This window comes from Cupriavidus necator, from assembly GCF_016127575.1.
Lineage (GTDB): Bacteria > Pseudomonadota > Gammaproteobacteria > Burkholderiales > Burkholderiaceae > Cupriavidus > Cupriavidus necator_D.
On sequence record NZ_CP066018.1, the window covers coordinates 3,355,784 to 3,369,977 of the forward strand.

Below are 14,194 nucleotides of genomic sequence, written 5' to 3' on the forward strand. Positions count from 1 at the left end.
AGGCGCATGCCTGCCGCGCACAGCGTGCGGCATGGCCGCAAGCCAGATTTTCCCATACATGGCAGACGTCCATAAATCCGTACTGCTCGGCTACTCGGCCGCGCAGATGTACGACCTGGTCACGCGCGTGGAGGACTATCCCAAGTTCCTTCCATGGTGCGGTGGCGTGGAGGTGTTCGAGCAGACCGATACCATGCTCGACGCCAAGATCCATATCCACTTCAAGGGGATCCAGCAGTTCTTCCACACCCGCAATACGCAGGAACGCCCCACCCGTATCGACATGACCTTTGCCGACGGGCCGTTCAAGACCTTCAACGGCGCATGGCGCTTTACGCCCCTGCGCGAAGACGCCTGCAAGATCGAATTCCACCTGCACTATGAGTTTTCCAGCCTGCTGCTGGAAAAAATCATCGGCCCGGTCTTCAGCATGATTGCCAATACCTTTGTCGACGCCTTCGTCAAGCGGGCCGAGGTGGTCTATGTCGCCAACTGACGCCGGCGCGGGGACGGTGCATATCGCGGTCTGCTATGCGCGGCCCGATAGTGTCTTCCTGAAGGAGATCGACGTGCCAGCCGGCACCACGATTGCCGCGGCCATAGTCGGCTCCGGGCTGCAGCAGGCCTGTCCGGAGGTGGACCCGTCGACCATGCGGGTGGGCATCTTCGGCAAGCTCAAGACGCCGGAGACGGTGGTGCGCGAAGGCGACCGCGTGGAGGTTTACCGGCCCTTGACCGCCGATCCCAAGCAGGCGCGCCGCAAGCGGGTGCAGAAGCAGCGCGCGGGCGGCACGCGCGAAGGCCAGAAGTGGTTGCGCGGCAGCGGTTGAGCCGAGCCTGCCAGGCATGCAAACGGGGCCGATGCGCCCCGTTTTTCTTTGGTTTCAGCTGCAGTTCTTCTCGAGGCTGGCGTTGGTCTTGAGCACCTCGGCCTGGCGTTGGTCGCTGTTCAGGTGTTGCAGCGAACCGTCCGGACCCGCCACCGCGGCGCGCATGCCTTGCTGCAGGCCGTTGGCGTAGTTGCGCAGCTGCGCGCAGCGGGCCTCGCGCTCGGCCGCCTCGCTTTCCTTGCGGGCCTCTTCGGTGGCGGCTTTCAGGCTGGCCTCGCGGCGCTTCTGGAAGGCTTCTTCGGGGGTCGGCGCCGGGGCCGCGGCGGGCTTGGCCGAGGCCTTGGCCGGAGCCGGGGCAGGGGCAGGGGCGGGCGCCCCGGCATTGGCGGCCTCCACCGGCTGGAGCTCGCCGGCAAAGCGGCCCGGGGCACGCAGCACCCTGGCTGCCGCCGCTGACGGCGGCACGTCGCTGTAGACCATGCGGCCGTTGGCGTCGCGCCATTGCCAGTAGGCAAGGGCCTGGACGGGAACGGCGAGAGTGGCGGCGGCAAGCAGGCACAGCGCGGACGATCGTTTCATGGCGAGGCGTCTTAAAGTGACTCGGAAGTAACTGGTGCGGCTGGAATCGTGCTGGGCCGCCGGCTGCGCGCATGGCGATGCCGCGGCAGGACAGCCGCGGCGATGGCTTGGCGCCCGCCCGGTATCAGGTGCGTAGCGCCGGTTTGACCCTGGTAAAGCTGTTGTTCGTGGCGCGTGTGACCCCCGCGCCATCGTTCGCTAGTCTACGCAGACTTGTCGGTGGCGTGCAAGCGCACCGACCAGGCCACGCCGACCATCAGCAACACAATGGCGGCGATTTCCAGCGGCCGCGGCCAGCGGTGGTCGAAGACAAAGCCGTAGGCCAGCGCGAACAGCGTCTCGAACACGATCATCTGGCCCGACAGCGTCAGCGGCAGGCGCCGGCTGGCGATGTTCCACAGGTTGTTGCCAATCAGCGACGCACCCAGCGCCACTGCGGCATTGACCATCCAGAACCACTGCCAGTCACGGCCGCTGTCGCCCGCGGTCAGCGTGTCGCCAGCCAGCACCCAGCCGATCACGGCCAGCACCGCCGACACCGCGCCGGTCGACAACCCGTACAGCGCCGACCATTCATTGCCGCTGTAGTGCGGGTTGCGCTGCAGGTAGCGTGCGTTATCGACCGCGTAGAGCGTCCAGCAGACCAGCGCGCCGGCCGCGCAGCAGACCCCGGCCAGTTTCTGCCAGACCGGCCGGATTGCCGCGCCGGCTGCCGCCGCGTGGGCGCTCTGGCCGCCGCCGAACAGGTCGATATTGATGCAGGCGATGCCGGCGGCCACCACCAGCAGCGGCCACATCAGCCGCGACAGCGGCACGGCGCCGTGGTCGCGCCGGCCCATGATGGTGACCGAGATCGGCAGGATGCCGATGATCAGGGAGGTGGGGCCCACCCCGGCGAGCTGCACGCCGAAGGCCAGCAGCACGTAGTAGAGCAGGTTGCCGGTGAAGGCCTGGCGCAGCAGCGCCACGCAGTCCGCCCGGGTCAGCTTGCGCGCGATGCGCTTCATCAGCGGCAGCGCGGCCACGAAGGCGACCAGGCCGTAGGCCAGGTAGCGGCCGATGGCCAGCTCCCACGGCGAGAACACGGGCAGCAGCTTGGGGGCGATAAAGACCATGCCCCAGAAGGCGCCTGCCAGCAGCCCGCACAATACGCCGATTCCCATGCTTCGCGTTCGCCCGAATAAAAGGACGACGAGCATAGCAGACCGCTTCCAGGAAAGCCCATTGCAGTGCATCAGCAAAGCGCGCATTCCTGTATAATTCGGTTTTGCGCCTAGAGGATTTGCTATGCGTCTTGTCCAGAAAGCACTCACATTCGATGACGTGCTGCTCGTCCCGGCCTATTCGGCCGTCCTTCCCCGGGATGTCTCCCTCCGCACCAGCCTGACCCGCTCCATTGAACTGAACATCCCGCTGGTATCCGCGGCGATGGACACAGTGACGGAAGCCCGCCTGGCGATTTCCATGGCGCAGGCCGGCGGTATCGGCATCGTCCACAAGAACCTGAAGCCCGCCGACCAGGCCCGCGAAGTCGCGCGCGTGAAGCGCTATGAGTCGGGCGTGCTGCGTGATCCGATCACCATTTCGCCGGACATGAAGGTCCGCGATGTGATCGCGCTGTCGCAGCAACATGGCATTTCCGGCTTCCCGGTGCTGGAAGGCAAGGCCGTGGTCGGCATCATCACCAACCGCGACCTGCGCTTCGAGGAAGAGCTCGACGCCCCGGTGCGCGCCAAGATGACGCCCCGCGAAAAGCTGGTGACCGTGGCCGAAGGCGCGACACTGGAAGAAGCCAAGCGCCTGATGAACCGCCACCGCCTTGAGCGCGTGCTGGTGGTCAACCAGGCTTTCGAGCTGCGCGGCCTGATCACGGTGAAGGATATCCAGAAGGCAGTGGACAATCCGCTCGCCAGCAAGGACGAGCGCGGCCAGCTGCGCGTAGGCGCCGCGGTCGGCGTGGGTCCGGACAACGACGAGCGCGTCGAACTGCTGGTCAAGGCCGGCGTCGATGTGATTGTGGTGGATACGGCGCACGGCCATAGCCAGGGCGTGCTGGACCGCGTGCGCTGGGTCAAGCAGAACTTCCCGCAGGTGCAGGTGGTTGGCGGCAATATCGCCACCGGCGATGCCGCGCGTGCGCTGGTCGAGCATGGCGCCGACGGCGTCAAGGTCGGCATCGGCCCGGGCTCGATCTGCACCACGCGTATCGTTGCCGGCGTGGGCGTGCCCCAGATCACGGCGGTTTCCAACGTGGCCGAGGCCCTCAAGGGCACCGGCGTGCCGCTGATCGCTGACGGCGGCGTGCGCTACTCCGGCGATGTGGCCAAGGCCCTGGCGGCCGGCGCCCACACCGTGATGATGGGCGGCATGTTCTCGGGTACCGAGGAAGCGCCGGGCGAAACCTTCCTGTTCCAGGGCCGTTCGTTCAAGAGCTACCGCGGCATGGGTTCGGTGGGTGCGATGAAGGATGGCGCGGCAGACCGCTACTTCCAGGAAGACAACACCGCCAACGTCGACAAGCTGGTGCCGGAAGGCATCGAAGGCCGCGTGCCGTACAAGGGCTCGGTGATGGCGATCATCCACCAGCTGACCGGCGGCGTGCGTGCCTCGATGGGCTATTGCGGCAGCAAGTCGATTGCCGACTGGCACGAGAGCGCCCAGTTCGTCCAGATCACGGCAGCCGGCATGCGTGAATCGCACGTGCACGACGTGCAGATCACCAAGGAAGCGCCGAACTACCATATCGACTGACGCGCAGCGGCTGCGCCCTCCGCCTCGCGGCGGTGCGCGGCCGCAAGATCGTCGGGGCGAGGGCGCATTGCCGCGGGCGGCGCCTTCGCCTGACCGGAATGCCATCCGGCCGGCCGCTCGCCAAGCCGGTGTTGCCTGAACGTGGGCCGCACCCGCCGGCCGCACCATCGGCCGGGCCCATGACGAGGAGCGCCAATGAAGGTATTGCTGCGAGCCGTGCTGTTTTTTGATGCCCTGGTGGATTTGATGCTGGGCATCCTGCTGTTGATGTCCCCGTTCACCACGCTGTATGCGGCGCTGCAGTTGCCGCAGCCGCAACCGGCCCTGTTCGGGCAGCTGCTGGGCGTGGCACTGGTCGGCCTGGCCGCGCTGTTGTGGCAGGCAACGTTCAACGGCCAGCTGACGGTGCCAGTGGCGCGCACGGCCGGCTATGTGAACCTGGCCAGCGCAGTGCTGATCATTGCCTGGATGGTGTTCATGGAACTGCCGCTGGTCGGCGCGGGCAAGATCTGGCTGCCGGTGATGGCAGTGGTGCTGGCGTTTTTTGCGCTGGTGCAGATTCCCGCTTCCAGGCGCGTGCGCAACCGCGAAAGGCAGCTGAAGGCCGAGCGTGCGCTGCAGGAACAGGAACACAAGAAGGAAGTCCGCAAGGAACCCGGCGTCGCCCCCGCGGCGCGCCCAACGAATACCCCAGAATACCGGCGCGAGCCGGTCATCACGCCGCCGCCGGGCTATGGCCCCGGCACGGAAGTCGTGACCGAGCCCATCCCGGAAGACACGCCATCGGCCCATCATGCACGACAAAATCCTCATTCTTGATTTCGGCTCGCAGGTCACGCAGCTGATCGCCCGCCGCGTCCGCGAGGCGCACGTCTATTGCGAGATCCACCCGAACGACGTCTCCGACGACTTCGTCCGCGAGTTCGCCCCCAAGGCCATCATCCTGTCCGGCAGCCACGCCAGCACCTATGAAGACCACCAGCTGCGCGCGCCGCAGGCCGTGTGGGACCTGGGCGTGCCGGTGCTGGGCATCTGCTACGGCATGCAGACCATGGCCGTGCAGCTGGGCGGCAAGGTCGAGTGGAGCGACCACCGCGAATTCGGCTACGCCGAGGTGCGCGCCCATGGCCACACCAACCTGCTCAAGGACATCGAGGATTTCCGCACGCCGGAAGGCCATGGCATGCTCAAGGTCTGGATGAGCCACGGCGACAAGGTTGCCGGCCTGCCGCCGGGCTTCAAGCTGATGGCCTCCACCCCCAGCTGCCCGATCGCCGGCATGGCCGACGAGGCGCGCGGCTACTACGCGGTGCAGTTCCACCCCGAGGTCACGCATACCGCCAAGGGCCGCCAGATGCTGGAGCGCTTCGTGCTCGGCATCGCCGGCTGCAAGCCTGACTGGGTCATGCGCGACCATATCGAGGAAGCCGTCGCCAAGATTCGCGAGCAGGTCGGCGATGAAGAGGTCATCCTGGGCCTGTCCGGCGGCGTCGACTCGTCGGTGGCCGCGGCGCTGATCCACCGCGCCATTGGCGATCAGCTCACCTGCGTGTTCGTCGACCACGGCCTGCTGCGCCAGGACGAAGGCAAGCTGGTGATGGAAATGTTTGTCGGCCGCCTGCACGCCAAGGTCGTGCATATCGACGCCTCCGAACAGTTCCTCGGCCACCTGGCCGGCGTGACCGATCCCGAGCAGAAGCGCAAGATCATCGGCCGCGAGTTCGTGGAAGTGTTCCAGGCCGAGGCCAGGAAGCTGTCCAATGCAAAGTGGCTGGCGCAGGGCACGATCTATCCGGACGTGGTGGAGTCGGGTGGCACCAAGACCAAGAAGGCCACCACCATCAAGAGCCACCACAACGTCGGCGGCCTGCCGGAAACGCTGGGCCTGAAGCTGCTCGAGCCGCTGCGCGACCTGTTCAAGGACGAAGTGCGCGAGCTCGGCGTGGCCCTGGGCCTGCCGCCGGAAATGGTCTACCGCCACCCGTTCCCGGGCCCGGGCCTGGGCGTGCGCATCCTTGGCGAAGTCAAGCGCGACTACGCCGACCTGCTGCGCCGCGCCGATGCCATCTTCATCGAAGAACTGCGCAAGACCCTCGCCACCGAACAGGACGCCGCCGCGGGCCTGTGCGAGCCGGACCAGGTCGGCAAGAGCTGGTACGACCTGACCAGCCAGGCCTTCGCCGTGTTCCTGCCGGTCAAGTCCGTGGGCGTGATGGGCGACGGCCGTACCTACGACTACGTCGTGGCGCTGCGCGCGGTGCAGACCACCGATTTCATGACCGCGCACTGGGCGCACCTGCCGTATGCGCTGCTAGGCCGTTGCTCTAACCGGATCATTAACGAAGTACGTGGCCTGAACCGGGTTGTGTATGACGTGTCGGGGAAACCGCCGGCGACGATCGAGTGGGAGTGAAATCGGGTTCTTCGGTGACTATCGCCGGCCAGCGGAACAGGTTGGCGGTAGAACCCCAGGGCCGGATTGAAGCCCTCCCGTTCAGATGCCGCTGCGGCCGGGGTCAAGCGCGAGGATATTGAGCGTGATCGGTCAAGCCCCCAAGGCGCGTGCAAAGATCTCTGACTACCTCTCAAAGCGGTATCTGGATATCTTCCAGGCGTAGTCCAGCACGTCGCGGGTCATCACGGCATAGGGCGTCCCGCGGCGCTACCCTGTCGGGGACGCATGTCACGCAAAACACCTCTGCGAGCGGCTTGCCGTTGACTTCGAGGGGGTCCTGGGCGTTTGCCACCGATGACAGCTTCAGGCCACCCTAAGCAGGTTCCCATGTCTGGCCCAGTGACCGGACGCACTCATCCACGCTCAGTTCATGCAGTGACTCGCGCGGCAGCGTTTCGCTGGCCGCGCGTGTCAGGACAGCCAGCACGGGCGGCTTAAGCCGCACCAGCAGCAGGCGCTGGCCTTTGGCGGCCACCTCGGACGCGAAAGTATGCAGCGCCTCGATCGTCGAGCCATCGATGTCCGGCGTCTCCTCCATGCTGAAAACAAGCGTATGGAGCCCCGGCCCGGCTGCCTCGTGCAGGTGTCGCGCCCTGGCCAGCATGCGTTCCGCATTGGCGAAGAACATCGGCGCTTCCGGCCGAACGATCAGCACGCCCGACAGAGTCCGGGCTTCAGGGTGAGCCGCGATGTCAACGTAGTCGTGGCTAGAGCCAAGGCGCCCCAATTCGCTGACTCTTGGTTCGGAGAAGCTACGCAGTGTCAGCATCAGGCTGATCCCGATTGCCACCAGCAGTCCGTCGAGCACGCCAAGCAGGACCACGGCGACACATGCGGCAACCACCAGCAGCCGGTCGCGGCGCCATGTCCAGTAGGGCCTGAATGCATCGAGACGCAACGTATGGCTCACGGCATGTATCACGATGGCCGCGAGCACGGGCTCGGGCGTGCGTGCAAGCTGCGGCAGCAGCGCGGCAACAATCAGCGCGATGACTGCTGCGGCGCACCAACCCGCCAGGCGAGACTGTGCTCCGGCTGCTTCATTTGCAGACGTGGCGGAATAGCCCGCCCCGACTGCCATGCCATGTAGCAAACCGGAGCCAATATTGGCCAGACCTAGTGCGACCAGGTCGCGGTTGGGTGAGGTCACATCACCGTACTTGAGCGCAAAGCTGCGGATCGAGCCGTACGATTCCGCATACAGGATCAGCACCAGCGCGAAGGCGAGCTCGCCAACGCGCAACCACTGTATGCGCTGCAGGTCGGGCAGGCCGATGGTGACATTTGCCAGATCAATCGTGCCCACTTCGGCAATGCCGTAGTGCGACAGATCGGTGGCATAGGCTGCTGTGATGCCCAGCACGATCACCACCAGCGGTCCCGGCACCCGCCGCAAGCGCGCCAGCGCGAACAACAAAGCCAGCGCCGCCAGGCACGCGGCGAGCGCATTGAGGTTCCAACCCGCCGATTCGTGCAGGAACTGGTAAGTGAAACGTGGCAGGTCGCTGTGCGTCGGGTGGATCCCGGCGATGCTCGAAATTTGCCTGAGAATGATAATGACCGCTAGTCCGAATGTGAAGCCGCGCAGCACCGGCTTGGCAATGAAGTCGGTAATGCCGCCCAAACGCGCTATGCCCGCCAGCACCAGGAAGACACCGGCCAGCGTCACGAACCCGGCGGCGAGCGCCAGGCGCAGCGCGGCATCGGCACCGCTAGTCGACAGCGTGGCCGCGGCCAGCACCGCAGCAGAAGATGAGGTGGCCGACACCACCGCGAAGCGGCTCGTGCCCACAATGCCGTATATCACCAGCCCGACTAGCAGGCCGACCAAGCCAGCTTGCGCAGGCAGATTGGCGATGCCGGCGTATGCAACGGCTTCCGGCAAAAGCAGACCGGCAATAGAGCAGCCGGCGATCACATCTCGCCCGAGCCGTTGGCTTCGTGTCAGCGCCACGTCATTGGCCCTGCCGGTATCCGGCGGGGTGGACGAACCGGGGGCATCAGACGCAGGACACATAGTCGATGTAGTTCGGGCGATCGGCGGTCCGCTTATTCTGCCACTGATAGATGCCATCGAAATGACTTCGGCGTCGTTGCACACGGAGCGCCCTTATGGCGACCCCGCCCCAACGATGCTCGCCAGCCAATCGAACTTGGTCCTTCCGTCCACAGAAGTTGTGAGTGCAAGCATCACGTCTGAAGACTTGAACGTCCCATCCCTTTGGCTTGCTGACGAGGAACGCCACATGCATTCAATCCTATTCCACCAGGCAATGGCACTGACCTTGGCGGCGACCGCCATGGCCCTGTGCCATGCGCAGGAATTGCCGCTCCAGGCACCGCGCAGATCCGCGAATCGGCCGGGATCCTTTATGTTTCCGGTGGCGTCGGCACGGAAGACGTGGCGCGCATGAAAAAAACTGGCGCCGCGCTTTAATGCCAGAATCCGCTTCCAGGACAATGCCACTGGGCGTGGATGCCCGCGCCCGGCGTCCGGGTCGTCAACCGCAACCACACGTGGCCCGCCTGCGCTTCGTCGAGGCGGTTCTTCTCTGCTTCGTTGCTCATGGCGATTCTCATCTCGCAAGGTGGCGGGCGCCAGGTGCGTACCGGGCAGCCATCTTATGGGACTCTTGCTTGCATACGTGACGATTCAATGGCGAATACCACCAGCATGCCGCCCAGGATTGAGACATTCTTCAGAATGTGGTTAAGCTGATTCATGAAGTCTGCGGGATCGGCGCGCCAGAAGCCATGGAAGATGATGGTGGTGGGTACCAGGAACAGTGCAAGAAGCAGCGCGCCCAAGCGTGCGCTCCAGCCCGAGATCAAAGTCAGTCCACCACCAATTTCAACTGCGATGGTTAGCACCAGCAGCAAATCCGGGCTCGGCAGTTCAGCGCTGGCAATCCACGCAGAATAGGCCGCGAAGCTGCCAATCTTCAGGAGTCCGGAAAATAAAAAAAGAGAGCCGAGAAGCGCACGACCGACAGAGTACGTTCGTGAAACGACCGTGGGCGCGAGTGACATAGTGGTCATGACCATCTCCAAAACGAAGAGCGGTTGCAGCCAAGAGCCAGTCCCCAATTAGGAGTCCCGCTCCTTTTCCTTGCCGGTGCCGTCATCCCAAGGGCGGACCACCTTGGCCGAGCGTGGCGAGCCGCCCGAGATAATCCGTGCAGCGGCCGCTGACGGGCGAAGGATCGAACGGACGATTTTCCGGTAGCGGTGCGCCACCTTCATGAGTGCCGGGAGCTTGATCCGCTTCACGGTGCGGACGTTCAGTGCTCCCTGCACGCCGGATGGCCGCGATCAGCATGTGGCTCCGCGCCGCCAGCAAAGTCTCCTCAAATCGCGCCATTGCCTCTGACAGCAGATTCAACTCGACCTGGCTCTTGGCGTCGTCCGCCTTGCAAGCATCAATCTCGGTGTAGATGCGCTTGCCGAGCTCACGCACGAGAACAGGATCGAGCTGTCCTTGAGATGCTGCGTGACTCAGGTGAAACAGCAGGGTGATCAATCCGTTCGGAGTGGAACGGGGTGGCGAAGCTGTGCTCATTTGTTGCCCCAACATTGCAGTCTCCACATTTGGCAAGCCACTGGCTATAGGATCTGGAAAATCCCGGAGTTTTGGCTACATCAAAGAAAAGATTGACAGGCCATTGGCCCGCAACGATGCGTGCCGGCTTCGTATGCGTTTGGCTGTCACGACACGTGCGCCGCCTTGCAGCCGGTGCCCTTCGCAATGAGGCCTTTCTTATGTGGGAGTCGGGTACTGGGGCGTTCGTGTCCGTGCGTGCAGCCAGTCTCGTTCCAGGTGGATCAGGTTGAAAAGAAATGTGAGGTCCATCGGCTCGGCTTCGGCCGTAATCCATTGCTCGTGATCGACGTCTTGATAAATCAGCGTCAGGTAATAGCGGCCGTGAGGCAGTTTGAGGTAGACCAGGGGACCGTCCGAGACCAGCCGTAGCAGGCGGTTGCCCTGTTCGTTGACCAGGATCAGTGTGACGCCAGAAACGGGGTTGCCTTCTGAAGGATCCTGGAAGCTGAGCCGCACATTGAATTGGCCGGCGATAGCCTGCATTTGCCGCAAGCCTTCGCGCCCCATCCCGCCCGAGACATACCGGACGCCAGCGGATTGGTGGATTTCCGGCGGCGTTGGATGCGTTGCGAGGATCTGCGCGTGGAGAAGCGGTGCGGTACCAAGGAGCAGCGCGGCGGCAGCTGCACGCTCAACCTTGCTGGCGCGCATTGCAAGTGATCGATGGTGGCTAACGGGAGCCTGGAGGTTTTCCTCGTGTCCACGCTGCAGCTTCGCGGTCATGACAATCCTCCTTTGCGGCGCGCAAAATATCGCCCGTCTATTTTGAAGCGTAGGTCGCATGCGCACTGTCCCATTGATGCATCGCAAACGAGATACCAAATACATTCAGCCGCCTTCCCCTGGGAGCAGTACTCGGTGGCGAACTCGCGGATCGCGCCGTCAGAGGTTTGTCCTGAGCCCATGTAACCGGCGATCGTGGCGGCATTGCCGGAACGGGCAATGCGCACGGACGAGTGCGTGTGCGCACACCCGGCCGTATTGCCTGAGCATGCGGTATCCCAGTTCTCGATGACCGCCGACAGCTTCATGTCGCGCACTGGCGTATATAGAAGTGGTGTCCCCTCCATGCCCTATTGGCTTCTGTGGGAAGAGCGGCGCCTGTGCTCCGTGGCCAACGGGGTGATGGAATTCTGAGTTGGCGAGCACCGGTCTCCCGCTACAGCTTGCACCGCCGGCTCCACCATTTGTCCAGCTCCACTGCAATCGTCAATGTGAGCGCGAGCGACAACAGTCCAGCCCACGTCGTAGCCGACACAGGTGTGAGACCGAGCGTGTCGCTTAGCCCGGGTATGTACATGGCAGCGATATGGAGTAACTGGGCAGCCAGTACGCTGACCACCAGCATCGGATTGGCGAAGACCCCCTGTCGGAATACGGAGTGGCGCTCTGAACGGCTACTAAACGTCTGCAAGTTCTCAAACAGCACAAACAGCAGCAGCAATTGGTTGCGTGCCTCGTTTAGGGGATAGCCGCGGTCGAGCAGCCAGTAGAAAGTTGCAAATCCCCCTACGCCCATGACAAGAGTCGAATAGCAGATGCGGCGGATCATTACGCGGTCAAAGATCGGCTCCCGGGGCTTGCGCGCCGGATATGACAGTTCGTCGCCTTCCGCATGCTCGGTAGCCAGAGCCACATCCTGGATGCCATTGGTCACGAGGTTGAGCCACAGCAGCTGCACCGGCAGCAATGGCATTGGCAGGCCCAGGGGAATCGCCAGCAGAAACAGAACCATTTCGGCCGCGCCCGTGGAAACCACCATGAAGATGACTTTGCGAATGTTCGCGTACGCCACCCTGCCTTCATTTATGCCGTTGACGATGGACGCAAAGTTGTCATCGGTGAGGACTATGTCTGCGCTTTCCTTCGCTACTTCAGTTCCCTTTCGGCCCATGGCCACACCGACGTGTGCGTGCTTGAGCGCAGGAGCGTCGTTGACGCCGTCGCCGGTGACCGCCACGAAATGGCCGGTTCTTGCCAGCGACAGGACAATGGACAGCTTCTGATCCGGACTGACGCGGGCGTAGATGCGCGCACGGCGGGTCAGTTGGTCGAGTCCGTGCGGCCCCTTGCTCTCGGCCTGGCGCACCTGCTCGCCCGTCACGACCTGGTCCGTGGTAAAGCGCAGCCCCGCCTGCGCGCCAATTGCGCTGGCTGTCAACGGATCGTCGCCAGTCACCATCGCCACGTCGATGCCGGCGCTGTAGCAGCGTCGGATAGCGTCCGGGACCTCCGGGCGAACCGGATCCTTCATGCCTGCCATTCCCAGAAAGGTCAGGTTGACCAGGTGCCCGTGTCCGTAGGACCCGTCCGGCTCCGCATCAATCGTGCCTTCTGCGAACGCCAGCACGCGTAGTCCTTGCGCGGCCAGCGCTGCCTTTTCCCGAAGCAGTCCTTCGCGCCGGATCGGCACGGCATGGCCGCGAACGTCCGCCTGGTCGCACATGGCAATCAGAGTCTCGGGCGCTCCCTTGACGAACACGCGGATCGTCTCTTCGTGCCGGTGGAACGAGGCCGCGTACCGCAGGTCTGGCTCATACGGGATACGGGCCACCAAGGGGTACCGCTGTCGGATCTCATTGGCTACGGTGCCCCCCTTGTGCGCTGCGGCCAGCAGCGCCACGTCCACGCTGTCCCCGGTGCCAGTCCAGCCATCACGCTCCCTGGATAGTTGGGCCTCGTTTGGCAGCGCCGCGGCCCTTAGCAGGGCCGCTACCCGCGTTCTCGCGTCATGGTCGGTGGTGCCGGCGGCGCGGATCGTGCAGTTGTCCAGATCGTGTCCGACGTCGCAGCAAAACGCCGTGCCGTCGGGAAGCCGGATATCGGTGACGACAAGCTCGTTCATGGTCAGGGTGCCGGTCTTGTCGGTGGCGATCATCGTGCAGGATCCAAGCGACTCCACGGCGGGCATTTTGCGCACGATCACATGGGCCTTCGCCATCCGCCGCATGCTGATCGCCAGCGCCACCGAAATGGCGACGGGCAGTCCTTCGGGGATCGCGCTTACCGCCAGTCCGACCGACATCATGAACAGTTCGCGCAATGCCATGCCGCGCAGCATACCCACCAACACCAGCAACGCCACAGCCACGCCTACCGCCACCGCGATCAGTCGGGAAAAACGCTGGAGCCTGAGAATCAAAGGTGGCTGCGAGATGGATTCGCGGCCCAGTTCCCGCGCAATCCGGCCAATTTGCGTGGCAGCGCCAGTTGCCACGACGATGCCGTGGCCCCTGCCGCGGAGCACCACCGTGCCGGCGAAGGTCAGGCACTGGCGGGCGCTCGCTGGGGCGTTGCTGGCATCACATGCTGAGAGCTTGCGCACCGGCAGCGATTCGCCAGTCAGCAGGGATTCATCGCACTGCAGGTCAATGGCGGAGGTCAGTTCCAGGTCGGCCGGCACTCGGTTGCCGGCTTCCAGCACCACCAGGTCGCCCGGTACCAGCGTACTTGCATCGATCTCCTGCTGGATGCCGTCCCGGATCACCGTGGCACGGGGCTGCTCCATCCTGCGCAGCGCCACGGCCGCCTTGTCGGCCGTATGCTCCTGTGCGGTGCCGATGACGCCGTTAATCAGCAGTACTGCCCCGATGAACAGTGCATCCTTCAGGTCACCCAACGCGAGCGACACCGCTGCCGCGGCCAGGAGAATGTAAATAAGCGGACTGAGGAACTGGCGCAGAAACACCGCGGCCACCGACCTAGGGGCCGCCTGAGGCAGCACATTGCGGCCCACCTCGGCCAGCCGCGCATTAGCCTGCGCGGTGGTCAGGCCGGGTGGGACATGTCCCGGATCGACGCGATCCCGGGTGCCGGAATGTTCTTCGTGAGATCGGGGGCGATCCGTTTGCAACGCGCTGGAGCGATTTTGCATGAGGTTTCCCAAGGTATGCCGGGCGCGGAGCCACGCGTGCACACCCTGGGCGTACGCCACGTGCGGCGGGCGGGTCCGGACACTGTTCAAGCGTAGGTACTCGC

General features: G+C 64.3%; 14 protein-coding genes. 5 read left to right on the top strand and 9 right to left on the bottom strand.

The genetic code is table 11. The features are described 5' to 3' along the window. The first annotated feature begins 58 nt into the window (after window positions 1–58). Window positions 59–496 (top strand): type II toxin-antitoxin system RatA family toxin, encoded by a 438-nt coding sequence (locus I6H87_RS15715; RefSeq protein WP_010809580.1) that lies wholly within the window; start codon window positions 59–61, stop codon window positions 494–496. Further along, window positions 483–830, top strand: coding sequence for an RnfH family protein (locus I6H87_RS15720; protein WP_010809579.1), 348 nt, complete (start codon window positions 483–485; stop codon window positions 828–830). Before I6H87_RS15715 ends, I6H87_RS15720 begins: the two co-directional genes overlap by 14 nt. Before the next feature lie 54 nt (window positions 831–884). Here I6H87_RS15720 and I6H87_RS15725 read toward each other — a convergent pair whose 3' ends face one another. Beyond that, the gene (locus I6H87_RS15725; protein WP_011615466.1) at window positions 885–1,409 is read right to left on the bottom strand and encodes a DUF4124 domain-containing protein; all 525 of its coding nucleotides are present in this window, start codon (window positions 1,407–1,409) and stop codon (window positions 885–887) included. Window positions 1,410–1,612: 203 nt separating this feature from the next. After that, window positions 1,613–2,572, bottom strand: a complete 960-nt coding sequence (locus I6H87_RS15730) for a DMT family transporter (RefSeq protein ID WP_041687398.1) — start codon at window positions 2,570–2,572, stop codon at window positions 1,613–1,615. A gap of 124 nt (window positions 2,573–2,696) precedes the next feature. Between I6H87_RS15730 and guaB the strand changes: the two genes are divergently transcribed. The 3 genes from guaB to guaA all read left to right on the top strand — a co-directional run bounded on the left by guaB (window position 2,697) and on the right by guaA (window position 6,573). Beyond that, window positions 2,697–4,160, top strand: coding sequence for an IMP dehydrogenase (gene guaB / locus I6H87_RS15735; protein ID WP_010809576.1), 1,464 nt, complete (start codon window positions 2,697–2,699; stop codon window positions 4,158–4,160). A 195-nt stretch (window positions 4,161–4,355) separates the two neighbouring features. Then, window positions 4,356–4,979, top strand: coding sequence for a membrane protein (locus I6H87_RS15740; protein WP_010809575.1), 624 nt, complete (start codon window positions 4,356–4,358; stop codon window positions 4,977–4,979). Next, window positions 4,954–6,573 (top strand): glutamine-hydrolyzing GMP synthase, encoded by a 1,620-nt coding sequence (guaA, locus tag I6H87_RS15745; RefSeq protein ID WP_011615464.1) that lies wholly within the window; start codon window positions 4,954–4,956, stop codon window positions 6,571–6,573. The genes I6H87_RS15740 and guaA overlap by 26 nt, the downstream gene beginning before the upstream one ends. Before the next feature lie 355 nt (window positions 6,574–6,928). Here guaA and I6H87_RS15750 read toward each other — a convergent pair whose 3' ends face one another. The 7 genes from I6H87_RS15750 to I6H87_RS15775 form a co-directional block, all read right to left on the bottom strand. Next, window positions 6,929–8,632, bottom strand: a complete 1,704-nt coding sequence (locus I6H87_RS15750) for a SulP family inorganic anion transporter (protein ID WP_011615463.1) — start codon at window positions 8,630–8,632, stop codon at window positions 6,929–6,931. A 416-nt stretch (window positions 8,633–9,048) separates the two neighbouring features. Next, window positions 9,049–9,183 carry a hypothetical protein gene (locus I6H87_RS34705; RefSeq protein WP_255266298.1) on the bottom strand — a complete coding sequence of 45 codons (135 nt, stop codon included), beginning with the start codon at window positions 9,181–9,183 and terminating at the stop codon, window positions 9,049–9,051. Between the two features lie 54 nt (window positions 9,184–9,237). Then, window positions 9,238–9,654 (bottom strand): DoxX family protein, encoded by a 417-nt coding sequence (locus I6H87_RS15755; protein ID WP_231881343.1) that lies wholly within the window; start codon window positions 9,652–9,654, stop codon window positions 9,238–9,240. Window positions 9,655–9,736: 82 nt separating this feature from the next. Next, a complete protein-coding gene (locus I6H87_RS15760) occupies window positions 9,737–10,189 on the bottom strand; it encodes a hypothetical protein (RefSeq protein WP_011615461.1) in 453 nt (150 codons plus the stop codon). A gap of 183 nt (window positions 10,190–10,372) precedes the next feature. Continuing rightward, window positions 10,373–10,939 (bottom strand): hypothetical protein, encoded by a 567-nt coding sequence (locus I6H87_RS15765; protein WP_010809935.1) that lies wholly within the window; start codon window positions 10,937–10,939, stop codon window positions 10,373–10,375. After that, window positions 10,936–11,247 (bottom strand): hypothetical protein, encoded by a 312-nt coding sequence (locus I6H87_RS15770; RefSeq protein WP_157886286.1) that lies wholly within the window; start codon window positions 11,245–11,247, stop codon window positions 10,936–10,938. Before I6H87_RS15770 ends, I6H87_RS15765 begins: the two co-directional genes overlap by 4 nt. Window positions 11,248–11,375: 128 nt before the next feature. Beyond that, entirely contained in the window at window positions 11,376–14,090 is a 2,715-nt protein-coding gene (locus tag I6H87_RS15775; protein WP_011615459.1) for a cation-translocating P-type ATPase, read from the bottom strand. Between the last annotated feature and the right edge of the window lie 104 nt (window positions 14,091–14,194).